This is a genomic window from Bordetella holmesii (genome assembly GCF_020735985.1).
GTDB lineage: Bacteria > Pseudomonadota > Gammaproteobacteria > Burkholderiales > Burkholderiaceae_B > Bordetella > Bordetella holmesii.
In genome coordinates, this window is the sequence record NZ_CP085973.1 from 987,987 (window position 1) to 1,013,242 (window position 25,256).

Consider the following 25,256-nt stretch of genomic DNA (forward strand, 5'->3'; position numbering starts at 1 on the left):
CGTCTTGCAAGTGCCCGGCCCGTATAGGGTTTTCGGGTTTGCCCCAAAGCTGTTCAATACCTTGTCCACACTGCACGGGGATAAAAGGCCACGGGTCGTCGAGCGGCGACGGCCCGTGGCGGCCGTCAGTGTCCTGGGCAGTTGTTGCTCGTGGTCGCTAAGTCATTGATGGGGATCATTGTTTTGGGCTTGTGCGCGAGCTATCAAGCGCCTTGTCCACACATGCAGGGGATAAGTGTGCAGGAGCCGGCGAGGCATCTGAAGAACTGCCCTGCTGACTCGCGGGTTAACCCTGAACTGCTCTTTTTTTCGAACGAAGGACCTTAAGATTTTGATTTGAAAAGAATTTTTTAGGATGTGAGCAATCTGTCCTCATGCTTATCCACAAAATGCGGGGACAACTTGAGAGCTTGCATGAAGTGTTGATCAGATATTGATCATTGAGATCAAGTCATTGATATGACGGAGTAATCCGGGAGTACCCGCCATCTGTCCTCAAGCTTTTCCACATCGGCCGGGGATAAGACTGCCGCCCGCAGGCGAGCGGCAGTGGAGCAGATCACACGGACTTGGAAACCCAGTCTATATACCGGTCCACCCAACCTTGCAGGAATTTGCGAGTGTCTTCGTTGGTGATCTGGTATTGGGCGTCGATCAGGCCGTCCTTCATTTGCAGAAAGACTTCCGGTGTGGTGAGGACATTGACGCCTTCGGCAGCCAGGATATTGCGCAGATGTTGTTGTGCCATGGCCGTGCCGGCTGCGCTGGGCGAGGTGCCGACGATGCCGCCTGCCTTGCCTATCCACACATTCTGTCCCCAGGGCCGGGTACCCCAATCGATGGCATTTTTCAGCGCCGCCGGGATGGAGCGGTTGTGTTCTGGCGTGACGAACAGCACGCCTTGGGCGTCTTTGATGTGCTGCTTGAGCTTGGCCGCTGCCGCAGGCATGTCGTTTTCGAGATCCTGATTGAACAGCGGCACGTTCAAATCCACGTAGTGGAATTTGACCTGTCCGGGAACGAGTTTTTCCAGGGCGCGCGCCAGGCGCAAATTGATCGACTCGGCGCGCAGGCTACCGACAAAAACCGCGATATTGAGGGTGCTCATGAAAGGCATGCTCCGGGGTTGACGGGAAGCCCAGTGTAGACCTGTAACGAAGACGGCTCAATGTATGCGCTCAGGTCATCTGGCTGACATGCGCGGCGATGACTCGCCAGCCGTCAGGGGTGCGCATCCAGGTCTGGCTCTGCCTGCCGATGGCTGCGCCCCGGGTGAACTCGAGATGTGTGGTGGCGAAGTCTTCGCCGTAGGTCGTGACTTGGGTTCGCAGCACCTCGCGCTGCAATCCCGCTGCATTGCGCTGTCGGCGAAACGCCTGGATCGCGTCGTAGCCATAGAGATGTTCGCTGGCGCCAAGGCGCACGGTGTGTGGACTGTTCCAGAACAGTTCATCCAGCACAGCGATGTCATTGTTGACCAGGGCGTGTTCGTAGCGGTCGAATGCCTGTCGAACTTCGGCCAGGATATGGGGCAGGTTGATGGCGGTCATGAGGACTCCGATGCACCGAATCGGTGCTAGGGTTATCACCAATATGGTGTGGGGTGTGGTGCGGGAAAAAGCTCTGACAGGGTTGGCCAGCGACGGCCAGAGGCGAAATGCTGTGCGGCAAGGTTGGCACGGCGATTGCTAGGGTAAGTACCGAGGCGCGATGTTGGCGCCGCTTGCCTAGGAGTCTGCGATGTCCCACCCTGTCACGATGTTGGTCACCCGGCGCATTTCGCCACAGCGCTATGGGGCTTTCCTGGCCTGGATGCGCCAGGGAGAAACCCTGGCGGCCGGTTTTCCTGGCTTTCTGGGCTCCGGGGTGTTGCAGCCTCCCGAGGGTGGCGATACTTACCAGATCGTGTTGCGTTTTGAGGACGAGGCCAGCCTCAAGCGCTGGGAGAGTTCGCTGCCGCGGCGCATGTGGCTCGAGCGTGGCGCAAGCCTGGTGCAACACAGTCAGGTCGAGCGTGTCAGTGGTATCGAAAGCTGGTTTGGTGCGCGTAAGTTCACGCCGCCACGCTGGAAGCAAGCCATCAGCATTTGGTTGGCTTACTTTCCCATGCTTTTGCTCTTTAGCACTCTGCTCAACGAACAATTGAGCGCTCTGCCGGTATTCTGGCGCGTGTTGGTGACCACCCTGAGCATGACGCCGGTACTGTCCTTCATCTGCATTCCGGTGATTTCGCGCGTTTTGCATCGGTGGTTGCACGCCGGCCGCGCTTAGGCCGCCGGCGCACCGCGTCGCGAGTACAGCCGGTGCAACGTGATCTTGCGCACTTCTGCCTGACTGGCGGCAATGTGGGTGCGCAGCAGGGACATGGCGCGCGCGGCATCGGCTGCGAGGACGGCTTGCAGGATAGCTGCGTGTTCCTCGCAGGTTTTTTCCACTCGCTCGGCAAGGGTGAAGTCCAGGTGCCGCACGATACGGATACGTTCGGTGGCTTCACGATGAATGCGGGCGATCTCCGGGTTGCCGGCCGCGCGCACCAGTTCCAGGTGGAACTGTTCGTCCAGGCTGGCTACCTGCGCGGCGTCACGGTGCGGCCCGGCCACCAGCCAGATATCCACCAATGCCTGCAGCGTGTTCTTGACTCCCGGCAGGCGGCATAACCCTTCGACCGCGGCTTGCTCAAGCACCAGGCGCAAGTCGTAGAAATGGTCCAGGGTTTCGAAGTCCAGCGGCCGTACCAACCAGCCATTGCGGTGGCGCACCTCGAGATAGCCTTCGCGTTGCAGCCGGAACAGGGCTTCGCGCACCGGGGTACGACTGACCATCAGCCGTTCGGCCAGTTCGGTCTCGGTGAATCGGTCACCGGGTGCGAGGCGATAGTCGAGAATGTCCTGTTTGAGCGTGTCGTAGACGGAATCGGCGCGCGACCGGATTCCGGCGGCACCGGCGCTCATGCCGCTACCTTGCGGGTGTATGCCACACCCGCGCGCTCCAGCAGGCGAGCCGCGGCCAGGCAAAGGTCCTCGCGCCAAGGAGCCGCTATCAACTGCACGCCCAATGGCAAATGCGCCGTGTCGCCCTGGCCTTGCCATAGCGGAGCGGTCGCCACGGGCAGGCCAATGCAGGAGATGGGCTGCGTGAGCAGGCCCATGCTGGCGCGCGCGGGCAGTTGCTGCCCCGCGATGCTCAGCGTGTCGGTTCCTATCGGCGTAGCCGGCACCGGAGTGGCTGCGGCGATCAGGACGTCGTAGTGCTCGAACCACGGCAGCACGGCGTCTCGGAAGCGTCGTCGTATACGTTGAGCCTGTGTCGTCCAGGTGGCAGGGATCAGGCTGCCTGCCGCCAGGCGATCGCGTGAGTACGGCTCATAGTCGTCGTAATGGGTGGTGAGCCGTTGACGATGCAGGGCGCCGCCTTCGGCGCCCGTGATGATGAAGGCGGCCGCGCGCGCCTGATCGGTGCCTTCGAATTCCACCACATCGCGGGCGCCGAGCGCGGCGGCCGCCTGTGCCACGGAGCGCCGGGCCTGGGGGCCGGCCCATTCATCGAAATAGCCCCCGAGTATGGCAACGCGCAGCGGACGCCCTTCCAGAGCTGGCAGGCTAAGTTCGGGTTGACACTGCGCGCACGCCGGATCCTCGGCCCAGGCACCTTGCAGGCTGTCATAGGCCAGGGCGAGGTCCGATGCCGTGCCGGCAAACGGGCCCAGGTGGTCCAGGCTGTAGACGAACGGAAAGCTGCCCGAGCGCGGGAGCCTGCCGTAAGTGGGTTTCAGTCCAAAGACGCCGCAAAGCGAGGCAGGTACTCGGATGGATCCATTGGTGTCCGAACCCAGCGTCAGCGGTACCAGCCCGGCGGCCACCGCTGCAGCGCTGCCGCCCGAGGACCCGCCGGCAATCCGACCGGGGTCGTGAGGGTTGCGGCATGGGCCGAAGTGCGTGTTCTCGGTCGTGAAGCCATAAGCATGCTCATCCATGTTGAGCGCGCCGACCAGAACCGCGCCCGCGTCCCGCAGACGCGTGATCAGGGCGGCGTCCCGATGCGCCGGCGCGTTGCCCGCATTCACTTTGCCGCCGGCCAGGGTCACGACCCCCGCGATGTCATACAGGTTCTTCACGGCGTAGGGCACGCCGGCCAACGCGGGCAGCGCTTCGCCTCTGGCGCGGCGGGCATCGATCTCGGCCGCCTCGCGGTACGCACGTTCGAGCGTCACCTCGGTAAAGGCATTGCTGCTGTCGGCACGTACGCGGGCCAGAGTGTCGTCCAGCACATCGACGGCACGGCGCTGGCCCGCAGCGATCTGTTTGGCGATGTTCAGTGCGCTGCTCATGCGCGGTATACCGTGGCAGGTTCGGTCTCGAGCGGTAAAAGCTCTGCGGCAAAGCTGGCGGCGATGGCCTGGATGCGCGCGAACTGCAGGCTGACCTCCTGCGTGGCGGCTTCGCTCAAGCGGTAGCCCTGTAAAAGCAGCGCACTGCGGACATAGTGATCGATGGTGTCTTGCGTCATGCTGAACTCCCGGAGCGGTGCTTATTTGCGGACTTCGCGCTGGAAGATTTCCAGGCTCAGTTTCTTGGCTTGGATGAACGACGGCTCGCTCAACGTCTCGACGGTGCGCGAACGCGGATCGTCGTAGTGCAGGATCTCGGCCACGCGGGTGGGGCGCTTGGTCAACAGCAGGATTTCATCGGCGAGATAGACGGCCTCTTCCAGATCATGCGAGACGAGCAACATCGTGGTGCCTGTCTGCATATGGACTTCTTGCAGTTTTTCGCGGATGAACAGCGTCATTTCGAAATCCAGTGCGGAAAACGGCTCATCCAGAAACAGCACCTCCGGCCCCGGGGCCAGCGCGCGCATGATGGATGCGGTCTGTTGCTGGCCGCCTGACAACTCGTATGGATAGCGGTTCAGATCGAATTTCACATCGAATGAGGCGATGAGTTCCTCGACACGACGTTGTACGTCCGCCTTGCTGCGGCCTTCGAGGCGTAGCGGGTAGGCGATGTTGTCGATGGTGCGCAGCCACGGGAAGAGGGCTTCCCGGTAGTTTTGAAACACATACCCGATCTTGGTCTGCGCCAGCGACTTGCCGTCAAACAGGATTTCTCCCGAGTCGATGGGGATCAGGCCGGCGATCATGTTGATCAGTGTGGATTTGCCGCAACCGTTGGGGCCGAAGACCGAGACGATCTTGCCCTTCGGGATGTCGAGATTGAAGTCCTTGTACAGCGGCGCGCCAGCGAATGTCTTGTGCAGACCGCGGATAGTGATGTGCGTGCCGGTTGGGCCTGGCTGGAAAGGCGCAGGACGGGGTTCAGGCCAGATGGTGGGATTGATGACGGTGCTCATGGTTTACCTGCCACTCCAGTGGACGATGCGCTTTTCGATCAACAGAAAAAGAATGTTCAGCAGGTAGCCCAGCGCGCCCGCGGCCAGGATCGCGGCATACATTTCGCGCACGTTCAACACCTGTTGGGCATTGATGATGCGGTTGCCCAGACCGCTTTCGGCACCAATGAACATCTCGGCCACGATGACGATGACCAACGCCATCGATACACCGCTGCGCAGGCCGACGAAGGTCTGCTGCAGGCTCTCCCAGATCAACACATCCTTGAACACCCGCCAGCGGGAAGCGCCCATCACCCGCGCAGCCATCACGCGTTGTTTGCGAGCATTGAGCACGCCATAAGCGCTGTTGAAGACGATGACCAGCAGCGAAGCGAATGCGGCGATGGCGACCTTGTTCATGTCGGTCACGCCAAAGATCATCAGGAACAGCGGAATTAGCGCCGACGATGGAGTGGAACGGAAGAAGTCGATCAGGAACTCGACGCTGCGGTAGAGTTTTTCGTTGCTGCCCAGCAGGACACCCAGGGGTACGCCGATGATGGCCGAGATCACGAACGCCTGGAGGCTGCGGTTGACCGATGCAATGAAATCATTGAGCAGGGGGCCGCCAGCCAGGCCCTTGACCAGGGCCACCAGGGTGGCCCCCGGGGTGGGCAGCAGTACCGGGCTGACCAGGGACAGGCGTAGCGTGAGGTCCCAGACGAGGAAGAGGACCACAGGTCCGATCAGAGGCAACCAACGCGTGAAATCGCGGCCTCGCTTGGTGGATGTGCTCATGACTCAACCCTTGTAGAGCATGCTGGCCACGTCGACTTTCTGCGCGAACACACCTTTGTCGGCGAACAGATCGAAGAACTTCTGGAAATATTGAACGTCGCTGTCGGTGAACTCGTTGTAGAGCGTGTAGGCAGCCAGCGGCACCTCTTGAGTCATTGGGCCTTCGATCGCGGTATAGCCCTTCATGTACTGGCGGGCCTCGTCGGGATGCTTGCGTACCAGATCGATGCCGCGCGCGTACGCCTGGATGAAACGCTTGGATTCTTCGGGGTGCTTCTTCAGAAAAGCCGTGGTCAGCGAGGCCGAGCCGCCGAACCACGGTGCCATGGGGTCACCCAGCACGTACTTGGCGATGACGCCTGCTTCGAGCACGCGGGTGGTGCCATTGAGGCGGCCCACTGTACCGGTAGGCTCCAAGGTGTAGCAGGCGTCGAGCTGGCCAGCTGCCACCGCCGCGACGTGCTGGCTGATGGCCAGTTCCACAACGGTCGCGCCGGTTGCGCCGGCACGCTCGAGCACGGTGCGGGCCAGCGTGGCGTTCTGTATGCCAGGGCCGGAACCGACTTTCTTGCCCTTGAGCTCGGCAATGGACCTGACCGGGCTGTCCTTGGCGACGATGAATTCGTCCAGCACATATTGAGCGTTGCTGGGGTTGGAGGCGAAGATTTTGAACAGCCCCGGTGAGGCGATTTCGCCGATAGCCAGGTTGGCCGAACCCGTGCCGTTGGCACTGCCGTCGGAGCGTCCGGCCAGCATGGCCTCCATGACCTGCTGAGCACCCGCGAACTTCTGCGGTTCAACGTTCAGGCCGGCCTCTTTGAAATACCCTTTTTCGACGGCGGCGTAAAACGGCAGGCCGGCGGCAACGGGCCAGAAACCGATGCGGATGACCGGGCCGCTCTGGGCCCTGCCCAGGGCGGGCAGCCCAAGGCAGGCTGCGCCCAGAGCGGCGCTTTGCACGAGACGGCGGCGGGAAAGATTGATGGCGGACGTACGTTGGCTCATGAATGCGCTCCGGTTGGCGCTTGTCTTGGCGACAAGCTTGTATACCAACCCAAGCAAGGAGCGTGCCAGCTTTGCTAAAGCCTGCCGTCTGACCCGCTGCCGCAGGGGGCAGACGACCTCTGCCCTCTCGGCGGGCCTGATGCCTGCACCGCCATGGTGCTTGGAAACTGCCCCAAAGCTGGTCCGATGGAGCTGAAAGCTGACGGAATTCTGAACGGCAAACGAAAATTGTTTACACTTGCAGCCACTAAAAAGTCATCAAACGGGCCGGCCGCGGGGCTGCCCTCAATCAGGAGAAGTTGGATGCGCAAGTTGCTGCAAGGCATGTTGCTGGTGGCCGCCGTCGTTGCTGGGGGCGCTCAGGCAGCCATCGAGCCCAAGGCCGTGGTCAAAACCTATGCGGACATCGCGGCGGCCGGCTACCAAGATTCGCTGACCACGGCACAAGCCCTGCAGAAGGCGATCGATGCGCTCATCGCCAACCCCAGCGAGGCCACACTGGCTGCTGCCCGCCAGGCCTGGATCGAAGCCCGTGTCCCTTATCAGCAGACCGAAGCTTTCCGCTTCGGAAACCCTATCGTCGATGACTGGGAAGGTAGCGTCAATGCCTGGCCGTTGGATGAGGGGCTGATCGATTACGTGGATGCCTCTTACGGCACCGAGAGCGACGAAAACGCCTTTTACGCCGTCAATGTCATCGGCAACGCCCAGATTTCCGTCGGCGGTAAAACCATCGATGCCAGCAAGATCACGCCCGAGCTTCTGTCGGAGGTGTTGCACGAAGCCGATGGCAATGAAGCCAACGTGGCCACGGGGTATCACGCCATCGAGTTTCTGCTTTGGGGGCAGGATCTCAACGGCAGCGGCCCCGCGCCCAAGGACAGGGCGGGCACCCCGCAGCAGCGCCATGCTGGCAATCGTCCGCATACCGATTTCGATCCCAAGCACTGCACTGGGGGCAATTGCGAGCGCCGCATCGAGTTTCTCAAGGCGGTGACTCAGCTGCTGGTCGACGACCTGAAAGACATGTCCGAGCAATGGAAGGCCGATGGCGCAGCCCGCAAAGCCGTGGCCGAAGATCCCAAGGCTGGCCTGGTGGCCATGCTCACGGGACTGGGCAGCCTGTCATATGGTGAGTTGGCCGGCGAGCGCATGAAGCTGGGGCTGATGTTGCACGACCCCGAGGAAGAGCATGATTGCTTCTCGGACAACACGCACAATTCGCACTACTACAACCAGTTGGGCATCCGTAATGTCTACCTGGGCAGCTATCAACGCCCCGATGGCAGCAAAGTGCAGGGCGAAAGCCTGTCTGACCTGGTCAAGGCGAAGGATGCCAAGCTGGATGCCGAGGTCCGTACCAAACTGGACGCTACGGTGGCCGCCATGCAGGCCATGCGCGATCGCGCCGAAAAGGTTGAGACCTACGACCAGATGATTGCCGAAGGCAACAAGAAAGGCAACGCCGTGGTTCAGGCAGCCATCGATCGCCTCATCGATCAGACGCGTAGTCTGGAACGTGTCATCGCCTTGCTGGAGTTGGGCGACGTAGCCATCGAAGGTTCTGACAGCCTCGACAAGCCTGACGCCGTTTTCAAGTGAAACCTTCGCTTGTTTGGCTGATGGTGGCGCTGGCCTCGGCCGGCGCCAGCGCGCGCAGCGACCTGAGCGCTGCCGATACGGAGCGTGTGCAGCGCATTACGGCAGCGACCAGCGATTTCTCGGCGGCCGAGCCTTTCGAGACCATGCAGGCGGGGGCGGCTACCATCAAGAAGCTCATCAATGCCGATATCTTCTCGCATGCCTCGGCCAATCTTAGTTTCGAAGGGCGGCAGCAATTCTTGGTGGGCAACGGGTTGTTTCGCAAGGACTGGGTCTCCGCGCCATCGTCGACCCAGGCTTCTGACGGGTTGGGGCCGCTGTTCAATGCGCGCTCCTGCCAGGGTTGCCACGTTAAGGACGGCCGAGGCTCTGTGCCGGGATTCGATCCTATGGAGCGCACCGACGCGGTAGCGCTGCTGTTGCGCCTGGCCGTGGCGGCGGTGCCGGCCGCCGGGCAACCCGCGCTGTCGACCGCGGAGCTCGCCTCCCTGCCTGATCCGGTGTATGGTACCCAATTGCAGAATTTCTCGGTCGCGGGCCTGCCCAGCGAGGGGCGCCTGGAGGTGGATTACACCCCTGTCACGGTGCCGTTGGCCGGAGGCGAGACGGCCACCCTCATGAAACCGGCCTATCGGATCGAGGACTTGGGCTATGGCCCCATGCAGCCCGGTGTGCAGCTATCGCCGCGCCTGGCTCCGCCCATGATCGGCCTGGGGCTGCTCGAAGCCATCGACGAGCAGGACATCCTGGCCAACGCCCGTGCGGACAAGGGCGACGGAATCCGCGGTAAACCGAATTGGGTGCTCGATCTACGCACAGGCAAGCAGGCATTAGGACGCTTCAATTGGAAGGCTGGTCAGTCCACTGTCGAGCAACAAAGCGCCTCGGCATTCTCCAATGATATGGGGCTGTCTTCACCGCTGTTTCCGAGCCATTATGGCGACTGCACCGCCGCGCAGCAGGCCTGTGCGCAGATGCCGCATGGCGCGCAAGCTCACCTGGGCGAGCACGAGGTCCCTGGCCGGCTGATGGACTTCGTGACCTTTTATTCCAAGAACCTGGCCGTGCCCCAGCGCCGCGATGCCGATGACGCGCGCGTGCTGGCCGGCAAGAAGCTGTTCTATCAGGCCAACTGCATAGGTTGCCACGTGCCCAAGTACGTCACGCGCCGCGATGCCTCCCAACCGGAGCACCAGTTCCAACTTATCTGGCCCTACACGGATCTGTTGCTGCATGACATGGGCGACGGGTTGGCCGATGGCGTCAGCGACGGTCAGGCCAGCGGACGCGAATGGCGCACGCCGCCACTTTGGGGCATAGGGCTGACCGCACAGGTCAATCCCAGCGCGACCTATTTACATGACGGCCGTGCCCGAAGCCTGCTGGAGGCCATCCTCTGGCACGGTGGCGAGGCCCAGGCCGCCCGCGACCGCGTCGTCGAGATGACGCCGGCCGAACGTGCCGATCTGATCCGCTTTCTGGAGTCTTTATGAAGTCCCCGCTCTTTGTGCTGGCTGGCGTGCTGTGCTCGGTTCCCGCATGGGCGGCGCCGCCGTCCGACCTGGGCCAGCGTCTGGCCGAGGGCTATGCGCGGCCGGCCATGGCGACATTGGACGACAGCGCGCGCAGCATGCATCACGAGCTGCAGGCATGGTGCAAGACGCCCTCCCAGGCGGGTACGGAGAAGGTGTCGGCAGCCTTCGCCACCTTGGCTCGGGCGTGGTCCGCTGTCGCATTTCTGCGCTTTGGACCGCTGGTCGACAATAACCGTTTCGAGCGCCTGTATTTCTGGCCCGACACGCGTGGCGTGATGCCCAGGCAACTGCACAGCGCGCTGGCGGCCGCCGATTCTGCGGTGCTGGCCGAGGGTGGGTGGGCAGGCCGCAGCGTGGCCATTCAAGGCCTGCCTGCGTTGGAGTATCTGCTCTATGGCGATCCGGCCTTGCTGCGCGCCTCCGAACCCCAGGCGGCGGCATCCCAATATGCCTGCGCCTATGCCACGGCGGTGGCCGGCAATATTCACGATGTGGCCGCGCAGTTGCGGCAGGCCTGGAGCGCGCAGGCGCAGTTCGGCCGCCAGTTCACCGCGCCTGCGCAGGATAATGATCTTTACCGGGGCAGCGAGGAGGTCGCTGCCGAGGCCATGAAGGCGCTGTCGACCGGGCTGCAGTTTGCGCGCGATGTCAACTTGCTGCCCGTATTGGGCGCCGATGCGCAGGCGGCGCGTCCCAAACGTGCCGCCTTCTGGCGAAGCGGTCAGACTGGTGCGACGCTGGCGGCGAGCCTGAACGGATTGCTGGCGTTCTATCAAGCCGGAGGCTATGTGTTTGCTACGGGCTCACAGGGGCTGGCCGACACGTTGACGCACGAGTTAAAGCAGGCCGCTGCGCTGGTGGCGTCCGTGCCGGCGTCGGCCGAAGCCGCCTTCACGCAGGCGCAATCGCGAGAGGCCTTGGTATTGGCGGCCATGGTCATCAAGAACGCCAAAGATGTGGTGGACCAGGATATCGCGCCAGCCCTGGGCGTGACCATAGGATTTAATGCACTCGATGGCGATTGACCGGCGGGATTTCTTAGCACTGGGCGCCAGCGCACTCTTATTGCCCGGGCGCCTGTCCGCGGCGCTGCCGCAGGGTGAGCTCTATGTAACGGCGCGTCTGCGAGGCCGACGGCATGAGGTCGTCGTGCTCGACGAACGGGGGCGCGATCGGCATGTGGTTGCCATGCCCGATCGAGGCCATAGTTTCGCCATCGATGGCGAGCGCGCCACCGTATTTGGCCGCCAGCCAGGGTTTTTCGCTTTGAGCTTCGATCTGCGTGGCCAACGGCCGCCGCAGGTCATCGAGGCTGCCGCTGGGCGGCATTTTTTCGGCCACGGGGTGTACCTGCCCGGCGGCAGGCTGATGCTGGCCACCGAAAATGACTATGACGCCGGGCAGGGCGTTATTGGCATTTACGATGTCAGTGGTACGCCGCGCCGGGTGGGTGAGTTCTCCAGCGGCGGGATCGGGCCGCATGAGGTCATCCTGTTGCCTGATGGCAAAACGCTATGCGTGGCCAACGGCGGCATTCTCACCCATCCCGATTATGGCAAGCTCGAGCTGAACCTGGATACGATGCGGCCGTCGCTGGCCTATCTGGATGCCACCAGCGGGACATTGTTGGAAAACGTCGAATTGCCCGCGCGTTGGCATCGGCTGTCCATCCGGCATCTGGCCTTGGCTGCCGACGGCGCGGTGTGGTTCGGCTGCCAGCACATGGGGCCGGCCAATGAGCGTCCGGCCTTGGTTGGCCGGCATCGGCGCGGCCAGCCAATGGAGTGTTTTGCCGGCGATCCGGAACGATTGCGGGGCATGCGCAACTATGTCGGATCGGTGGCCGCAGACGCCAGCGGCCACGTCATGGCGACTTCCAGCCCCGTGGGCGGGCAGGTGCTGTACTGGGATGCCCTCAGCGGCAGGCAACTCGGCGCCACAGCATTGGCCGACGGTTGCGGGGTCGCGCCTGCACCGGGAGCCGGGTTTCTGGTTTCCAGCGGGTTGGGCGCGATGGTCGCAGCCGGTCCCCACACGCCGAGCGCCCCGTTGATATCTGCCAGCCGCGATCAGTCCTGGGACAACCATTTCCGCCGCGTGCCGCGCTTGGGGTGATCCGGCGCTTCTGCTAGAGTCCGGAAGTTGCTGACGCCGGGACTGGCCAGGAGTACACATGAAAGAATGGTTTATAGGCATGGGCGCTCTCATGCCCCAATTGCTGGAGCTGGGCATCAACCTGCTCGTGGCGCTGTTGATCCTTATCATCGGCTGGTGGGTCTCTTCGGGTTTGGGCCGATGGGTCCGCCGGGTGGCGCAACGCTCTGCGCGTATCGATCCCACCATCGTGCCGATGTTCCAGACTACCGTGGTCTGGGCCGTGCGCATCTTTACCGTGATTGCCGTGCTGGCCCGCTTTGGCGTGCAGACCGCCAGCCTGATCGCCGTACTGGGCGCGGCCGGCCTGGCCGTTGGCCTGGCGCTGCAAGGCACACTGCAGAACATTGCCGCCGGGATCATGCTGTTGATACTGCGGCCCATCCGGGCCGGCGAGTATGTCGCGCTGAGCTCGGGTAACGAAGGCACTGTGGAAGAGGTCGGCTTGTTCCTGACGCGATTGGTGCAGTCCGATGGCATCAACATCACCATGCCCAATAGCGCAGTGTGGACATCGACCATCACCAACTACAGCCGCAACGTCAATCGCCGTTGCGACATCCCGGTGATCATCCATTATGCCGACGATCTGGAGGCCGCCGTCAGTCGCCTTGAGGCATTGGTCAAAGACCATCCGCTCGTCGATGCCACGCCCGCACCGGTGGTCCGCGCCATCGAGTATCGCGACAACGGCACAGTGGTCAATGTGCGCGTCTGGACCAAGGCGGCAACCTACTGGGATCTGCGCTGGGACTTGTTCCAGCAGATTCGGAGCAAGCTGGCCGAGGCAGGCTTTCGCCCGCCCATCCCGGTACGCGAAATCCAGGCCCCGCCGTCTGCGGATAAGGACGCCGCGGCCTGACCTCAGGCCGGCCCGCTCAGGTCTTGAGCCGGGCCAGCTCGGTTTTGATCCAGCCAGCGATCTCGCGCTGACGCTGCGCTGGCATGCGGTCGATGATAGCCGTCACGCTGACGGCCAGCAGAGGCAAACCCTGCCCATCGAGCAGGGCACAGCCGACGCCCAGGGCGCCGCGCACGGCGTGATTGCCCACGACCGAATAGCCGCGCGAACGCGTGTTTTCGATGAGGCGATGCATTTCGTGCGTTGTCATGCCACCAAACTCATCCAGCCGGCCAGAGTTGCGAGCCACGATGTCGTGGGCGCTGTCGTCGGCCAACGCGGCCAGGATGGCCATGCCGCCCGATCCCACACCCAAGGGTTGGCGTTTGCCAGCGTAGGTCGCGAGAATCTGCACCGGATAACTGCCGATTTCGCGGTGCAGGCTGACCGAGTCGTCGCCGTCGCGCACGACCAGAAAGACGGCGTCGCCAGTGCGGTCTGCCAGACGCTTCAGGATGGGCAACAACGGGCGCACTCGCGGGTCGGGCGAGATGATGTCTGGCTAGGCCCCGAGTTCTGCGCGGTATTTTTTGCTGCCCTGGACGGTTGACACCAGCCCTGCCTCCAGCAGGGCGGCCAGCAGCCGATAAATGGTCGGGCGCTGGATGCCGGTTTGTCGTGCAATGTCGGTGACGCTTAGCCCGTTATTGCCCTGATCGCGCAAAGCCGCCAGTACGGTTAGCCCCCGGCGCAGGGTACGCGGCCCGGCAGCCGCGGTCTCACTCTCTTGCATGTATGTCTCTGATTATCTAGGCCAAATCGCGGCTCGTCGGGCCCTGGCGCCCGGTGGCTGGCCAGCGTCCGTAAGGTGGACTCTACCTTGCCTTAACCGCCATGTATAGCGCATCATCCAAACAATCATAATTTTTATACGTCCATACCATGGACACTTTGCATGGAGACAATCGCATGACATTGGCCAAAAAGCCTCGTCTGGCGCGCGCCCTCACCGGATTGATCGCCGGTACTGTAAGCGCTTTTGCCCTGAGTTCGACCCCCGCGCTGGCTGCCTATCCGGACAAGCCCGTGCGTATCGTGGTGGGGTTTTCCGCCGGGGGCACGACCGACGTGATCGCCCGAATCATGGCCAAGGAACTGACCGAGGCACTCGGGCAATCCTTCGTGGTCGAGAACAAGCCGGGCGGCGGCAGCAATATCGCCACGGACTATGTCGCCCGCGCGACTCCCGATGGCTACACGCTGCTGTTCGTGGCCGTGACCAGTGCGATTAATCAGACGCTGTATTCGAACGTCAATTTCGATTTGGTCAAGGATTTCGCGCCGGTGGCGCTGGGTGCGAAGGTGCCCAATGTCCTGGTGATCAATCCGCAAGTGCCGGTCAAGTCCGTGCAGGAACTGGTGGCTTATGCCAAGGCCAACCCAGGCAAATTGGCTTTTGCCTCCTCAGGCAGCGGCACTTCCATTCATATGGCCGGCGAGCTGTTCAAGCAACGCGCCGGCATCGATGTGCTGCATGTGCCCTACAAGGGCAGCGCCCCAGCGGTGACCGATCTGATCGGCGGCCAGGTGCAATTCATGTTCGACAACATGCCTTCGTCCTGGCCCCACGCGCAATCGGGCAAGCTGCGCGCTTTGGCAGTGACCACGGCCGAACGCTCCAAGAGCGCACCGGATCTGCCCACCATGCAGGAGGCCGGCTTTGATAAATTCGATGTGTCGTCGTGGTTCGGTCTGGTCGCGCCTGCTGGCACGCCGAAGGATGTGATCGACACGCTGAACGCGGCCATGATGAAGGGTCTGGATAAACCTTCCGTGCAAAAAGCCTATGAAAGCCTGGGGGCGATCGGACAGAAAACCACGCCGGCCGAGTTTGGTGCGTTCATCAAGTCGGAAGTCGAAGGCTGGGCCCCCGTGGTCAAGACTTCGGGTGCGCGCGTCGATTGATTGTTAGCACGGCGAAGCAGGGGGGCTGACGCGGTGCGTCGCCCCTTTTTTTATTGTCTTGCGGTGCGGCAGCCGGCCGCATCCTCTTTTGGCCGCCCGAGATCAGTTCGCTTCGTCGCGGCGGCTTTTGCGCGGTGCGGCCCGGCTGGCGACGTCGAGCATGGCGGTGCAGACACCGCGAAGCATATCGATTTCGTCACGGGTCAGGGCCGCGCGAGTAAACAGGTGCCGCATGCGTGGCATGAGTTTCTTGGGGTGGGCCGGGTTGAGAAAATCCACCGCCACGAGGGCCTGCTCCCAGTGCGCGAGCATGGCGTGTACCGCTTCGCCGCTGGCCAGTTGCGCGCCAGGATCCGGTTGTTGCGCTCTGGATGGTGGCAGCAGCGTGGCTCCGGCGCCGTCGAGCAGTGCATAGCGCAACTCCCAGGCTGCCAGTTGCAGCGCCTGGGCCACGTTCAGCGAACTGTATTCGGGATTGGCGGGGATGTGGCAGATACGCTGGCAGAGCCCGATCTGCTCGTTCGTGAGCCCTGATCGCTCTGTCCCTAAAACAATGGCCACCGCGCCTCCCGGATTGTTATCCAAGTGTTCGCGGCTGAGCGTGGCCGCCTGGCGGATGTCGCACGGCGGAGGGCCGAGATCGCGCACGCGCGCGGTCAGGGCAAACGCCAGGGTTACCGGTGCCAGCGCTTCTTCGAGGGTGGCGCAGATGTGGGCGCGCTCGAGGACGTCGACCGCGCCGCTTGCCAGGGCCAGCGCCTCGGGCTGGACCGTCATGTCAGGCATTTTAGGGTCGACCAGAACCAGATCGGCAAAGCCCATGGTCTTGATGGCGCGGGCTGCCGAACCGACGTTGTCGGGGTGGCTGGGCTGCACCATGATGAAGCGAGCACGTGAAAATTCTTGAGTCATTTAAAATGGGAAGTTTGGCTTTGTGCTTTCCTGGGTTTTGCGGGGCGCCAGGTTGGGAGCCGCAGGGCAAAATGCCTTCAGGCGAAGTACGATACTCCCTTGCCATGCATCCGCGCAGGCCAGGCCTTTACCGAACGGAATTCTATGCACCCGATGCTCAATACCGCCATCAAGGCGGCTCGCCGTGCCGGCGCCATCATCAATCGCGCCAGCCTCGATCCCGACCGCCTGACCGTGGCGCGCAAGGGTCCGCGCGATTATGTCACGGAAGTGGACCGCGCCGCGGAGGAGGCCATTGTCGAGTTCCTGCGCGCGGCTTACCCCGATCATGCCGTGCTGGGCGAAGAATATGGCCTGCAGGGCCCAGATCAGGCAGAGTTCCAGTGGATCATCGATCCTCTGGACGGCACGACCAATTTTATCCACGGGCTGCCGAACTACGCGGTTTCTATCGCGCTGACGCAGCGCGGCCAGGTGACGCAGGCCGTCGTCTATGATCCGGCACGCAATGAGTTGTTCACGGCCAGCCGTGGCGGCGGCACCTTCCTCAATGACCGCCGTGTGCGCGTCTCTGGCCGCATCCGCTATCACGAAGCCTTGCTGGGCGCACACTGGCCCACGCCAGCCGATGCGGATCAGGGATCTTCGCGGTTCCGCAACATGGCCGAAGGCAGCACCGGCGTGCGTCGTCTGGGGTCGACCGTTCTGGAGCTGGCTTATGTCGCCAGCGGCCGCCTCGATGGTTTTTGCGGCGTGGGCCTCAAGCCCTGGGACGTGGCCGCGGGCAGTCTGCTCGTACTGGAAGCCGGCGGTCTGGTGGCCGATTTCGACGGCGAACAGGGCTGGATGGACACCGGCAATGTGTTGGCCGGCAGCCCCAAGATCTTCACCCATATGCTGACGGCGCTTCAGGCCAAGGCCTGATCTGCCAGCGCTAGCAGGCGTGCCCGTGCTGGCACGCCGGACGGACCCCCGAGCTTGGACAAACATCCAGGTTGCGGGGGTTTTTCATCGGTTTGTCAGGTTTGTTGCCGGGCATGCGCTCGCCATGGGCCGCCAGGTTTTGTCACCCGCGTGACACATTTTTTCCATGTACGATAATCGGTCCTGTAACTTGTGGAGTGCCTGATGGAGTGGCTGCTGGACCCCGCCGCGTGGGTCGGCCTGCTTACCCTTGTCATCCTTGAAATCGTCCTCGGGATAGACAACCTCATCTTCATCGCCATCCTGGCGGACAAGCTGCCTCCTTCGCAGCGTGACCGCGCGCGCATCGTCGGCCTGAGTCTGGCGTTGGTCATGCGGTTGGGCCTGTTGTCGGTGATGTCGTGGTTGGTCACGTTGACCCGGCCGCTGTTTTCCCTTGGGCCCTTTTCGTTTGCGGGCCGGGATCTGATCCTGATGCTGGGCGGCTTCTTCCTGCTCTTCAAGGGCACGATGGAACTGCACGAGCGGCTCGAGGGCGGCGGGCAGGAGGTGGTGGGAGGCTTGCGCTCCTACCCGAGCTTCTGGGTCACGGTCACGCAGATCGTGGTGCTGGACGCGGTGTTCTCGCTGGACTCGGTGATCACTGCCGTGGGCATGGTCGACCACCTGGCCATCATGATGATCGCTGTGATCATCGCCATGGGGATCATGCTGGCGGCCTCCAAGCCGCTGACCCGTTTCGTCAATGCCCATCCGACCGTGGTTGTGCTGTGTCTGGGCTTTCTTCTGATGATCGGGTTTTCGCTGCTGGCCGAAGCGTTTGGCTTCAAGGTGCCCAAGGGCTATCTGTACGCCGCCATCGGATTCTCAGTACTCATCGAGGCGCTCAACCAGGTGGCGCGGCGCAATCTGCTCAAGCTCGATGCCCGCCGCCCCATGCGCGACCGCACCGCCGAGGCGGTGCTGCGCATGCTGGGTAAGCGGCCGCAGAAGGTCGACGCCGACCTCGAACCGGATCGACAGGCACCTGCTACAGCCGCCTTCGGCGTGGAGGAGCGCAACATGGTCAGTGGCGTGCTGACCCTGGCCGAGCGCTCCATCCACTCGATCATGACCCCGCGCATCGATGTGTCGTGGGTCAATATCGAGGATGATCCCCAGGCCATCCAGAAGCAGATCATGGATACCCCGCACAGCTTTTTTCCCGTCTGCCGGGGTTCGCTGGACGAGGTCATCGGCATAGGCCGCGCCAAGGACATGGTGGCTGACCTGATTGCCGAGGGTCAGGTGCGCCGCAACCGCCTGCGCGATCCGATCATCGTGCACGAATCCATCGGTATCCTGCGTCTAATGGAAACCCTCAAACGTTCGCGCGGCCAACTGGTGCTGGTGGCCGATGAGTTCGGCGCCATCGCCGGGCTGGTCACGCCCATCGATGTATTCGAGGCCATTGCCGGCGAGTTCCCCGACGAGGATGAGGTGCCCGATATTATCGCCAAGGACGATAGTGTCTGGGAAATCGACGGCGCGGCTGATCTGCGGCATGTGGAGCAAGTGCTCGATACCGAAGGGTTGATCGACGAATCCGAGGATTACTCCACGCTGGCAGGTTACCTGCTGATGCGCTTTGGGCAGTTGCCGCAGCCGGGTGACAGCTGCGAGTACGAGACACCTTATTTCCGCTTCCGTTTCGAAGTTCTGCGCATGGATGGCCGCCGCATCGCCTCCGTGCGGGTGGAACGATCCATCAACGAAGCGCTCGAAGATCCCGACAATTACGATCACGACTAAATTTTTCGGATGTACATTCTGTGAGCGACAGCACGCTTTACCTTCTGAAGGCTTTTTTCCTCGGCATCATCGAGGGCCTTACTGAATTCATACCCGTCTCCAGCACGGGTCATCTCATTCTCTTTGGCGATTGGATACAGTTCGAGTCCGGCTCGGGCAAGGTGTTCGAGGTGGTGATCCAGCTGGGGTCCATTCTGGCGGTGATGTGGATTTTCCGCGCGCGCTTGTGGCAGTTGGTCCGCGGCACGCTCTGCGGCGAGCGCCAGGAGCTCCTGTTCACACGCAACCTGCTGCTGGCCTTTCTGCCGGCTGCGGTCATCGGTGCCATTTTCATCAAGAGCATCAAGCAGACGTTTTACCACCCGGGGGTGGTCGCGGTCACGCTGGTGCTCGGCGGCTTGATCATGCTGTGGGTGGAGTGGCGGGCTCCTAAAACTCCGGGTGACGCCCCGGGGGCGGCCGATGACACGGCCTCGGATGAGCGTGCGACGGCGCGTCGCCTGGAAGACATCAGTTGGAAGCAGGCGCTCGGAGTGGGCGTGGCGCAGTGCCTGGCCATGATTCCAGGTACCTCGCGCTCGGGTGCGACCATCATTGGCGGCATGATTGCCGGCATTCAGCGCAAGACCGCGACCGAATTCTCTTTTTTCCTTGCCATGCCGACCATGCTGGGTGCGGCTGTCTATGACATGTACCGCAATATGGATGTGCTCACCAGCCATGACCTGAGCGGGATTGCGGTCGGCTTCGTTGCCGCGTTTCTGAGCGCGCTGGTGGTGGTGCGCGCCGTTCTGCGCTTTGTGGCGAATCATACCTATCGCGGCTTCGCCTGGTACCGCATCGCGCTGGGTATCGTGGTGGCCATCTGGCTGTTGTCCAAATGACTGACGCTGGCGCAAGAAGCTCCAACTAAAAAGCCTGAACCCGGCCACGCGCCGGGTTCAGGCTTTTTTGGGCACCTTGCGCAGACAAGAGCCCAGGCCGCTGCGGTGTTTTAAGCCGCCACGTCCAAGTCGTACAACTGCAGGCCGTCGCGGTCGATGACCAGCCAGCCACCGCGTGACTCGCCGTGGTCACAGTCCCAATCGGGCAGTACCCAGCGCTCGCGCTTTTTGCCGTCGACCGCCATGACATGACGGTCCGGGCGATGCGTATGGCCATGGACGATGATGGCGACGTCAGCGTCACGGAAGGCGGACTCGACTGCCTGCGTGTTGACGTCCATGATCGCCATGGTTTTGGTCTGGTTGGCTGCCATGCTTTCGCCGCGGGCCTGTTGGGCCATCTGCAGTCGCTCGGGGATGGTCTTGGCCAGAAACTGCGCCTGCCAGCGGGGATCGCGCACCATGGTGCGGAACTGCTGGTAGGCGACGTCGTCCGTACAGTACTCGTCGCCGTGCGTAATCAGCAGCGTACCGAAGTCCGAGTCGATCAGGGCCGGCTCGGGCAGCAGCGTGGCGTTTACGGCATCGGCCAGTTCCTGGCCGATCAGGAAATCACGGTTGCCGCGACCCAGGTAGACCGGGATGCGCGCAGCCGTCGCCTTGATGCCCTGCAGTGCCTGGGCGAGCCAGGGCGGTGCTGCCCGGATGACATCGTCGCCGATCCAAGCGTCGAAGATGTCGCCGGGCAGCAGCAGTGCGTCGGCCTCTTCGGCGGCAGCCTGCAGAAAGCCCATGAAGGCTTCCGAGGTGGCCACGGTGGCCGGCCCCAGGTGCACGTCAGAGGCCAGCCAGATCGAGCCTGGCAGTGCCAGCTTATTCAAGGACTTCGGCCTTCTCGATGATCACGTCCTCTTTGGGGACGTTCTGGTGAAAACCGTTGTTGCCGGTCTTCACGCCGCGGATCTTGTCGATCACGTCGGTGCCTTCGGTGATCTTGCCGAACACCGCGTAACCCCAGCCCTGGGGCGTGGGGGCGGTGAAGTTCAGGAAGTCATTGTTGGCGACGTTGATGAAGAACTGGGCGGTGGCCGAGTGCGGATCGCTGGTGCGGGCCATGGCGACGGTGTACTTGTCGTTCTTCAGGCCGTTATTGGCTTCGTTTTCGATGGGCGCCTGGGTGGGTTTTTGCTTGAGGCCCGGCTCGAAACCGCCGCCCTGGATCATGAAGCCGTCGATCACGCGGTGAAAGACCGTGCCGTTGTAGAAGCCGTCTTTGACGTAGGTAAGGAAGTTTGCAACCGTCTTGGGGGCCTTTTCGGCATCCAGCGTGATGACCATATCGCCCTGGTTGGTTTGCAGTTTGACGCGAGGATTGCTCATGGAGGTAGTGCCTTCTGAAAGAGAGGGGGAGGAGGAGGCCGGTTGCGCGCCAGCGCTCAGGGGCAGCAGGGTCGCCAGCAGGAAAGCGCCGGCCCACTGGCCCAGCGGCTTGATGCGAGAAACAAAAGCGGTCATGAGTGCGATTTGTCCTTCAGTAGCTTGTCCAGCTCCTGGGCTTTTTCCTTCATGCCCGGAACGCCGCGCGCAGCTTCTTGCCGATAGCTACGCAGGGTGATCATGAGCTGGATGTCGCCCAGATTGGAGCGGGCGGCCGCGTAATTCGGATCGGCCCGCAACGCCATGTTAAGCGCATCCTGGGCCTGATTGAGTTCTCCCCGGGCGGCATAGAGCACCGCCAGGTTGTTCCAGGGTTCGGGCAGCTCCGGAAAACGCGTGGTCATTTCAGCATAAATGGCCTCGGCCTCCTGGGGGCGCTTGAGGGCCGCGAGCGCCCGGGCGTGCTGGAACATCAACTGCACGTCGGTGCCAGGGATCTTGCGCGAGGCCTGCTGCCGCGCTTCGATCATTTTCAGGGCTTCTTCGTTGCGGCCGGCGTTGAGCAGCTGCTCGATATGGTCGGTGATCTGCGAGGCAGTGGGATCCAGGCGGGTGTCCACGCCGGGTTTGACGGCTTCGAGTACCTTGGCCAGGCCATCCCAGCCACCTTCGGGCCGCGGTTCATCGAGCTTGGTCATGTTGGCGTTGCGTCCTTCGGATGCGCCGCCGTACATGGACTGGGCCTGAACGACCGGGGCCGCGCCGCACAAGGCCAGCGCCAGCAGAAAAGAGCGGATAAGCGGCTTGTAGGTCATGGGGGTCCGTTGGTCTATGGCCTGTCCGAAAGCGCGGCAGCAGGCCGCTTGCTATACTTTACGATCGCCATTTTAGCCCCGGTTGCGGCAATGGCCTTCAGGCATGCCTTCGAAGGGCGGCATGCCTATCGCCCACCCACCATGTCGGGGGTCGGGCTGGCAACCTTCCCGACGACGCCCAGATAGCCCAAACGAGCGCCATGCTGCACATCTACAACACATTGTCGCGTACCAAAGAAGTCTTCACACCGGTGCACGCCGGCCAGGTGCGCATGTACGTGTGTGGCATGACTGTCTATGACTATTGCCACCTGGGGCATGCCCGCATGCTGGTGTCGTTTGACGTCATTCAGCGCTGGCTGCGTGCCAGTGGCTATGCCGTCGACTATGTGCGCAATATTACCGATATTGATGACAAGATCATTCGCCGCGCCGTTGAGACGGGGCGTCGCATGCACGAGGTGACCGAGTATTACATCGATGCCATGCATGCCGATGAACGCGCGTTGGGTGTGGCGCGGCCGGATCAGGAGCCGCGTGCCACCGAGTATGTCAGCGAGATGCTCGACATCATTGGCCGCTTGCAGCAAAACGGTCTGGCCTACCAGGCCGACGACGGCGACGTGAATTATTCCGTGCGCGGCTTTGCAGGCTATGGCAAGTTGTCGGGCAAGTCCCTGGATGATCTGCGTGCCGGCGAGCGGGTGGCCGTTGATTCCTCCAAGCGCGACCCGCTGGATTTCGTACTCTGGAAGTCGGCCAAGACCGAAGAGCCGCCGGAAACCAAATGGGAGTCGCCCTATGGTTTCGGCCGTCCTGGCTGGCACATCGAGTGCTCGGCCATGAGTAAAAGCCTGCTCGGCCTGCCACTCGATATCCATGGCGGTGGTCCGGACCTGAAGTTTCCCCATCACGAAAATGAAATCGCCCAGACCGAAGGGGCCTTCGGCGGTACCCTGGCCAATGTCTGGATGCATTGTGGCCCGTTGATGGTCGACGCGGACAAGATGTCCAAGTCGCTGGGTAATTTCCGCACCATCCGTCAGACCATCTCGCAAAACGAGGGGCCCGGCAATCGCGCGGATTACGTCGTCAATCCGCGCGAGGCGGAGATGTTGCGCTTTTTCATCGTGCGTAATCACTACCGCAGCGCCCAGAATTACACCCCGGACAATCTGATCGACGCGCAGAATGCGCTCGATCGTCTCTACCAAGCGTTGCAGAATGTGCCGGCCGACACCGCAGGCATCGACTGGACGGAAGCCCAGGCCCAGGCCTTCAAGGCTGCCATGGACGATGACTTCAACAGTTCCGGCGCGGTCGCTGCGCTGTTTGAATTGGCCGGCCGCGTCAATCGTGAGCGTGACAGCCGCGCTGCAGGCCAGTTGAAGGCGTTGGCCGCCTTGCTGGGCCTGCTGCAGCAGGAGCCGCAAGTCTATTTCCGTTCGCCCACACGGTATTCCGCGGCAGCCATGCAGCAGGAGGGGGCTGGCGCCCAACTAGAGGCTGGCCAGATCGACGCGCTGATCGTCGAACGTGCACAGGCCAAGCAGGCGCGCGATTTCGCCCGGGCCGATGCCATCCGTGGCGAATTGCGTGCGGCAGGCATCGAGTTGGACGACAAGCCCGGTGGCGTGACCCAGTGGCGTCGCGCCTGAGATCCCGCTCATGTCCAGTACTGATCTCGAACTCGTCAAACCCGACTATTGGGAAGAGGCCGTGGCGCATCTGATGCGTCGCGACCGCATTCTGAAAAAAATCATCCCGCAGCACAGCCATACCTGGCTGAGTTCGCGCGGCACGCCATTCGTGACGCTGGCGCGCGCCATCATCGGCCAGCAGATTTCGACCAAGGCGGCCGATGCGCTGTGGGCGCGTCTGCTGGAGGTCGCTGGTAAGCGTCCGACGCCGGCCACGGTGCTGCGCGCCGGTGTCGCCGGGCTGCGTGCCGCGGGTCTGTCCCAGCGCAAGGCCGAATACGTGCAGGATCTGGCTGATCATTTTGGGCAGCGCAAAGTTCACCCCGAGCGTTGGGCGACGATGGATGATGAAGCCGTCATTTCGGAGCTGGTTGCCATTCGTGGTATCGGGCGCTGGACGGCGGAGATGTTTTTGATTTTCAATCTTCAGCGTCCGGATGTGCTCCCGCTGGATGATCTTGGGTTGCTCAAGGCAATCTCGTTACACTATTTCAGCGGCGAGCCCGTTTCCCGCTTCGAGGCCCGCGAGGTCTCTTTAGCGTGGCAGCCCTGGCGTACCGTGGCGACCTGGTATCTGTGGCGCAGTCTGGAACCGACCCCGGTCCAGTACTGAGCTTGCCGGCGCCCATCAACGGAACCACACTTCATGCGCAATACATTTCTGGAATTTGAACAACCGCTCGCCGAACTTGAGAACAAGATCGAGCAGCTGCGCTATGTGCAGGCCGATTCCGCTGTCGATATTTCCGATGAAATCGGACGTCTGCAGCAGAAGAGCCAGACCTTGGCCAAAGAGATCTACGCCAAGTTAACGCCCTGGCAGACGGCGCTGGTGGCGCGCCATCCGCAACGCCCGTATACGCTGGATTATGTGCGCGAGATCTTCACCGATTTCCATGAGTTGCATGGCGATCGCATGTATGCCGATGACCAATCCATCATCGGCGGTATGGCGCGATTCAACGGCATGCCCTGCATGGTGATCGGTCACCAGAAAGGCCGTGACACGAAAGAACGCGCTGCGCGCAATTTCGGCATGCCGCGCCCGGAAGGCTATCGCAAGGCATTGCGCCTCATGCGGCTGGCCGAAAAATTCCGGTTGCCTATCTTTACGTTCGTGGACACGCCGGGCGCCTACCCGGGCATTGGCGCCGAAGAGCGTGGCCAGTCCGAAGCCATTGGCCATAATCTGTATGTGATGGCCGAGTTGAAGGTGCCCGTCATCGTCACCATCATCGGCGAGGGCGGCTCCGGTGGCGCGCTGGCCATTGCCGTGGGCAACGCCGTGCTCATGCTGCAGTACTCGACCTATTCGGTCATTTCGCCGGAGGGATGTGCATCCATTCTTTGGCGTAGCGCCGACAATGCTCCCGACGCGGCCGAGGCCCTGGCCATCACCGCGCCGCGCTTGAAGGATCTCGGCCTGATCGACCGCGTGGTCAATGAACCGGTCGGCGGCGCGCATCGTGATCCACGTGTCATGGCCCGCCTGTTGCGCCGCGCCCTGGGCGATTCGCTGCGCCAGTTGCAGGGCTTGAGCCCCGAAGCACTGGTCGCGCAACGCCTCGAGCGGGTACTGGCCTATGGCCGCTACCAGGAAGTTCGCGGCTAAGTCCGCCAGG

25 protein-coding genes and 1 pseudogene are annotated in these 25,256 nt (G+C 62.4%); 13 read left to right on the forward strand and 13 right to left on the reverse strand.

Annotated elements, in window-relative coordinates; genetic code table 11:
• Nucleotides 1-559: 559 nt before the first annotated feature.
• Together LK440_RS04640 and hpxZ are read right to left on the reverse strand one after the other, a co-directional pair.
• Entirely contained in the window at nucleotides 560-1,108 is a 549-nt protein-coding gene (locus LK440_RS04640) for an NADPH-dependent FMN reductase (RefSeq protein ID WP_005014837.1), read from the reverse strand.
• 70 nt (nucleotides 1,109-1,178) lie between these two features.
• Entirely contained in the window at nucleotides 1,179-1,550 is a 372-nt protein-coding gene (gene hpxZ, locus LK440_RS04645; protein ID WP_005014835.1) for an oxalurate catabolism protein HpxZ, read from the reverse strand.
• 190 nt (nucleotides 1,551-1,740) lie between these two features.
• On the opposite strand from hpxZ, the gene LK440_RS04650 reads away from it, so the two are divergent.
• Nucleotides 1,741-2,271 (forward strand): antibiotic biosynthesis monooxygenase, encoded by a 531-nt coding sequence (locus tag LK440_RS04650; RefSeq protein ID WP_005014833.1) that lies wholly within the window; start codon nucleotides 1,741-1,743, stop codon nucleotides 2,269-2,271.
• On the opposite strand, the gene LK440_RS04655 is transcribed toward LK440_RS04650, so the two are convergent.
• From LK440_RS04655 to LK440_RS04680, 6 genes are read right to left on the reverse strand one after another with little or no spacing between them, the layout of a single operon-like run.
• Nucleotides 2,268-2,951 (reverse strand): GntR family transcriptional regulator, encoded by a 684-nt coding sequence (locus tag LK440_RS04655; RefSeq protein ID WP_005014831.1) that lies wholly within the window; start codon nucleotides 2,949-2,951, stop codon nucleotides 2,268-2,270. The two genes, LK440_RS04650 and LK440_RS04655, sit on opposite strands and share 4 nt — an antisense overlap.
• Entirely contained in the window at nucleotides 2,948-4,327 is a 1,380-nt protein-coding gene (locus LK440_RS04660) for an AtzE family amidohydrolase (protein ID WP_005014827.1), read from the reverse strand. Before LK440_RS04660 ends, LK440_RS04655 begins: the two co-directional genes overlap by 4 nt.
• Nucleotides 4,324-4,506: a DUF4089 domain-containing protein gene (locus LK440_RS04665; protein WP_005014826.1), complete on the reverse strand. Its 183-nt coding sequence runs from the start codon at nucleotides 4,504-4,506 to the stop codon at nucleotides 4,324-4,326. Before LK440_RS04665 ends, LK440_RS04660 begins: the two co-directional genes overlap by 4 nt.
• A 21-nt stretch (nucleotides 4,507-4,527) precedes the next feature.
• Nucleotides 4,528-5,349 carry an ABC transporter ATP-binding protein gene (locus tag LK440_RS04670; protein ID WP_005019742.1) on the reverse strand — a complete coding sequence of 274 codons (822 nt, stop codon included), beginning with the start codon at nucleotides 5,347-5,349 and terminating at the stop codon, nucleotides 4,528-4,530.
• A 3-nt stretch (nucleotides 5,350-5,352) separates the two neighbouring features.
• Nucleotides 5,353-6,129 (reverse strand): ABC transporter permease, encoded by a 777-nt coding sequence (locus LK440_RS04675; RefSeq protein WP_005014825.1) that lies wholly within the window; start codon nucleotides 6,127-6,129, stop codon nucleotides 5,353-5,355.
• 3 nt (nucleotides 6,130-6,132) lie between these two features.
• On the reverse strand, nucleotides 6,133-7,134 hold the full coding sequence (locus tag LK440_RS04680) for an ABC transporter substrate-binding protein (RefSeq protein WP_005014824.1): 1,002 nt from the start codon (nucleotides 7,132-7,134) through the stop codon (nucleotides 6,133-6,135).
• A gap of 303 nt (nucleotides 7,135-7,437) precedes the next feature.
• Between LK440_RS04680 and LK440_RS04685 the strand changes: the two genes are divergently transcribed.
• From LK440_RS04685 to LK440_RS04705, 5 genes are read left to right on the forward strand one after another with little or no spacing between them, the layout of a single operon-like run.
• On the forward strand, nucleotides 7,438-8,736 hold the full coding sequence (locus LK440_RS04685) for an imelysin family protein (protein WP_005014823.1): 1,299 nt from the start codon (nucleotides 7,438-7,440) through the stop codon (nucleotides 8,734-8,736).
• A gap of 20 nt (nucleotides 8,737-8,756) precedes the next feature.
• Nucleotides 8,757-10,229 carry a di-heme oxidoreductase family protein gene (locus LK440_RS04690; protein ID WP_017685284.1) on the forward strand — a complete coding sequence of 491 codons (1,473 nt, stop codon included), beginning with the start codon at nucleotides 8,757-8,759 and terminating at the stop codon, nucleotides 10,227-10,229.
• Entirely contained in the window at nucleotides 10,226-11,296 is a 1,071-nt protein-coding gene (locus LK440_RS04695) for an imelysin family protein (protein WP_005014821.1), read from the forward strand. Before LK440_RS04690 ends, LK440_RS04695 begins: the two co-directional genes overlap by 4 nt.
• A complete protein-coding gene (locus LK440_RS04700; protein WP_005014820.1) occupies nucleotides 11,286-12,386 on the forward strand; it encodes a DUF1513 domain-containing protein in 1,101 nt (366 codons plus the stop codon). The genes LK440_RS04695 and LK440_RS04700 overlap by 11 nt, the downstream gene beginning before the upstream one ends.
• A 58-nt stretch (nucleotides 12,387-12,444) precedes the next feature.
• Nucleotides 12,445-13,287 carry a mechanosensitive ion channel family protein gene (locus tag LK440_RS04705; protein ID WP_005014819.1) on the forward strand — a complete coding sequence of 281 codons (843 nt, stop codon included), beginning with the start codon at nucleotides 12,445-12,447 and terminating at the stop codon, nucleotides 13,285-13,287.
• A gap of 16 nt (nucleotides 13,288-13,303) precedes the next feature.
• Here LK440_RS04705 and LK440_RS04710 read toward each other — a convergent pair.
• Nucleotides 13,304-14,059, reverse strand: a pseudogene (locus tag LK440_RS04710) (IclR family transcriptional regulator).
• A gap of 176 nt (nucleotides 14,060-14,235) precedes the next feature.
• On the opposite strand from LK440_RS04710, the gene LK440_RS04715 reads away from it, so the two are divergent.
• Nucleotides 14,236-15,231, forward strand: a complete 996-nt coding sequence (locus LK440_RS04715; RefSeq protein ID WP_005014814.1) for a Bug family tripartite tricarboxylate transporter substrate binding protein — start codon at nucleotides 14,236-14,238, stop codon at nucleotides 15,229-15,231.
• A gap of 102 nt (nucleotides 15,232-15,333) precedes the next feature.
• Here the strand turns inward: LK440_RS04715 and LK440_RS04720 are convergent, their stop codons facing one another.
• On the reverse strand, nucleotides 15,334-16,143 hold the full coding sequence (locus LK440_RS04720; RefSeq protein WP_017685279.1) for an RNA methyltransferase: 810 nt from the start codon (nucleotides 16,141-16,143) through the stop codon (nucleotides 15,334-15,336).
• A gap of 144 nt (nucleotides 16,144-16,287) precedes the next feature.
• Here LK440_RS04720 and LK440_RS04725 point away from each other — a divergent pair, with 144 nt between their 5' ends.
• From LK440_RS04725 to LK440_RS04735, 3 genes are all read left to right on the forward strand, one after another.
• Nucleotides 16,288-17,067 carry an inositol monophosphatase family protein gene (locus LK440_RS04725; RefSeq protein ID WP_005014810.1) on the forward strand — a complete coding sequence of 260 codons (780 nt, stop codon included), beginning with the start codon at nucleotides 16,288-16,290 and terminating at the stop codon, nucleotides 17,065-17,067.
• A gap of 204 nt (nucleotides 17,068-17,271) precedes the next feature.
• On the forward strand, nucleotides 17,272-18,858 hold the full coding sequence (locus LK440_RS04730) for a TerC family protein (protein ID WP_005014808.1): 1,587 nt from the start codon (nucleotides 17,272-17,274) through the stop codon (nucleotides 18,856-18,858).
• A 20-nt stretch (nucleotides 18,859-18,878) separates the two neighbouring features.
• On the forward strand, nucleotides 18,879-19,742 hold the full coding sequence (locus tag LK440_RS04735; RefSeq protein ID WP_005014806.1) for an undecaprenyl-diphosphate phosphatase: 864 nt from the start codon (nucleotides 18,879-18,881) through the stop codon (nucleotides 19,740-19,742).
• Nucleotides 19,743-19,852: 110 nt separating this feature from the next.
• Here LK440_RS04735 and LK440_RS04740 read toward each other — a convergent pair whose 3' ends face one another.
• From LK440_RS04740 to LK440_RS04750, 3 genes are read right to left on the reverse strand one after another with little or no spacing between them, the layout of a single operon-like run.
• A complete protein-coding gene (locus tag LK440_RS04740) occupies nucleotides 19,853-20,623 on the reverse strand; it encodes a UDP-2,3-diacylglucosamine diphosphatase (protein WP_005014803.1) in 771 nt (256 codons plus the stop codon).
• Entirely contained in the window at nucleotides 20,616-21,257 is a 642-nt protein-coding gene (locus LK440_RS04745; protein ID WP_017685276.1) for a peptidylprolyl isomerase, read from the reverse strand. Before LK440_RS04745 ends, LK440_RS04740 begins: the two co-directional genes overlap by 8 nt.
• A complete protein-coding gene (locus LK440_RS04750; protein ID WP_005014797.1) occupies nucleotides 21,254-21,934 on the reverse strand; it encodes a tetratricopeptide repeat protein in 681 nt (226 codons plus the stop codon). The genes LK440_RS04745 and LK440_RS04750 overlap by 4 nt, the downstream gene beginning before the upstream one ends.
• 200 nt (nucleotides 21,935-22,134) lie before the next feature.
• Between LK440_RS04750 and cysS the strand changes: the two genes are divergently transcribed.
• From cysS to LK440_RS04765, 3 genes are read left to right on the forward strand one after another with little or no spacing between them, the layout of a single operon-like run.
• Nucleotides 22,135-23,592, forward strand: a complete 1,458-nt coding sequence (gene cysS, locus LK440_RS04755) for a cysteine--tRNA ligase (protein ID WP_005014796.1) — start codon at nucleotides 22,135-22,137, stop codon at nucleotides 23,590-23,592.
• Nucleotides 23,593-23,602: 10 nt separating this feature from the next.
• Entirely contained in the window at nucleotides 23,603-24,247 is a 645-nt protein-coding gene (locus LK440_RS04760; protein WP_005014794.1) for a DNA-3-methyladenine glycosylase family protein, read from the forward strand.
• Between the two features lie 33 nt (nucleotides 24,248-24,280).
• Nucleotides 24,281-25,246 (forward strand): acetyl-CoA carboxylase carboxyltransferase subunit alpha, encoded by a 966-nt coding sequence (locus LK440_RS04765; RefSeq protein WP_005014792.1) that lies wholly within the window; start codon nucleotides 24,281-24,283, stop codon nucleotides 25,244-25,246.
• Nucleotides 25,247-25,256: the final 10 nt, after the last annotated feature.

What these genes read in the sequence shown, in the direction of transcription:
- LK440_RS04640 (WP_005014837.1), bottom strand. Translation starts at nt 1,108, where the DNA reads ATGAGCACCCTCAATATCGCGGTTTTTGTCGGTAGCCTGCGCGCCGAG.
- hpxZ (WP_005014835.1), bottom strand. Translation starts at nt 1,550, where the DNA reads ATGACCGCCATCAACCTGCCCCATATCCTGGCCGAAGTTCGACAGGCA.
- LK440_RS04650 (WP_005014833.1), top strand. Translation starts at nt 1,741, where the DNA reads ATGTCCCACCCTGTCACGATGTTGGTCACCCGGCGCATTTCGCCACAG.
- LK440_RS04655 (WP_005014831.1), bottom strand. Translation starts at nt 2,951, where the DNA reads ATGAGCGCCGGTGCCGCCGGAATCCGGTCGCGCGCCGATTCCGTCTAC.
- LK440_RS04660 (WP_005014827.1), bottom strand. Translation starts at nt 4,327, where the DNA reads ATGAGCAGCGCACTGAACATCGCCAAACAGATCGCTGCGGGCCAGCGC.
- LK440_RS04665 (WP_005014826.1), bottom strand. Translation starts at nt 4,506, where the DNA reads ATGACGCAAGACACCATCGATCACTATGTCCGCAGTGCGCTGCTTTTA.
- LK440_RS04670 (WP_005019742.1), bottom strand. Translation starts at nt 5,349, where the DNA reads ATGAGCACCGTCATCAATCCCACCATCTGGCCTGAACCCCGTCCTGCG.
- LK440_RS04675 (WP_005014825.1), bottom strand. Translation starts at nt 6,129, where the DNA reads ATGAGCACATCCACCAAGCGAGGCCGCGATTTCACGCGTTGGTTGCCT.
- LK440_RS04680 (WP_005014824.1), bottom strand. Translation starts at nt 7,134, where the DNA reads ATGAGCCAACGTACGTCCGCCATCAATCTTTCCCGCCGCCGTCTCGTG.
- LK440_RS04685 (WP_005014823.1), top strand. Translation starts at nt 7,438, where the DNA reads ATGCGCAAGTTGCTGCAAGGCATGTTGCTGGTGGCCGCCGTCGTTGCT.
- LK440_RS04690 (WP_017685284.1), top strand. Translation starts at nt 8,757, where the DNA reads ATGGTGGCGCTGGCCTCGGCCGGCGCCAGCGCGCGCAGCGACCTGAGC.
- LK440_RS04695 (WP_005014821.1), top strand. Translation starts at nt 10,226, where the DNA reads ATGAAGTCCCCGCTCTTTGTGCTGGCTGGCGTGCTGTGCTCGGTTCCC.
- LK440_RS04700 (WP_005014820.1), top strand. Translation starts at nt 11,286, where the DNA reads ATGGCGATTGACCGGCGGGATTTCTTAGCACTGGGCGCCAGCGCACTC.
- LK440_RS04705 (WP_005014819.1), top strand. Translation starts at nt 12,445, where the DNA reads ATGAAAGAATGGTTTATAGGCATGGGCGCTCTCATGCCCCAATTGCTG.
- LK440_RS04715 (WP_005014814.1), top strand. Translation starts at nt 14,236, where the DNA reads ATGACATTGGCCAAAAAGCCTCGTCTGGCGCGCGCCCTCACCGGATTG.
- LK440_RS04720 (WP_017685279.1), bottom strand. Translation starts at nt 16,143, where the DNA reads ATGACTCAAGAATTTTCACGTGCTCGCTTCATCATGGTGCAGCCCAGC.
- LK440_RS04725 (WP_005014810.1), top strand. Translation starts at nt 16,288, where the DNA reads ATGCACCCGATGCTCAATACCGCCATCAAGGCGGCTCGCCGTGCCGGC.
- LK440_RS04730 (WP_005014808.1), top strand. Translation starts at nt 17,272, where the DNA reads ATGGAGTGGCTGCTGGACCCCGCCGCGTGGGTCGGCCTGCTTACCCTT.
- LK440_RS04745 (WP_017685276.1), bottom strand. Translation starts at nt 21,257, where the DNA reads ATGACCGCTTTTGTTTCTCGCATCAAGCCGCTGGGCCAGTGGGCCGGC.
- LK440_RS04750 (WP_005014797.1), bottom strand. Translation starts at nt 21,934, where the DNA reads ATGACCTACAAGCCGCTTATCCGCTCTTTTCTGCTGGCGCTGGCCTTG.
- cysS (WP_005014796.1), top strand. Translation starts at nt 22,135, where the DNA reads ATGCTGCACATCTACAACACATTGTCGCGTACCAAAGAAGTCTTCACA.
- LK440_RS04760 (WP_005014794.1), top strand. Translation starts at nt 23,603, where the DNA reads ATGTCCAGTACTGATCTCGAACTCGTCAAACCCGACTATTGGGAAGAG.
- LK440_RS04765 (WP_005014792.1), top strand. Translation starts at nt 24,281, where the DNA reads ATGCGCAATACATTTCTGGAATTTGAACAACCGCTCGCCGAACTTGAG.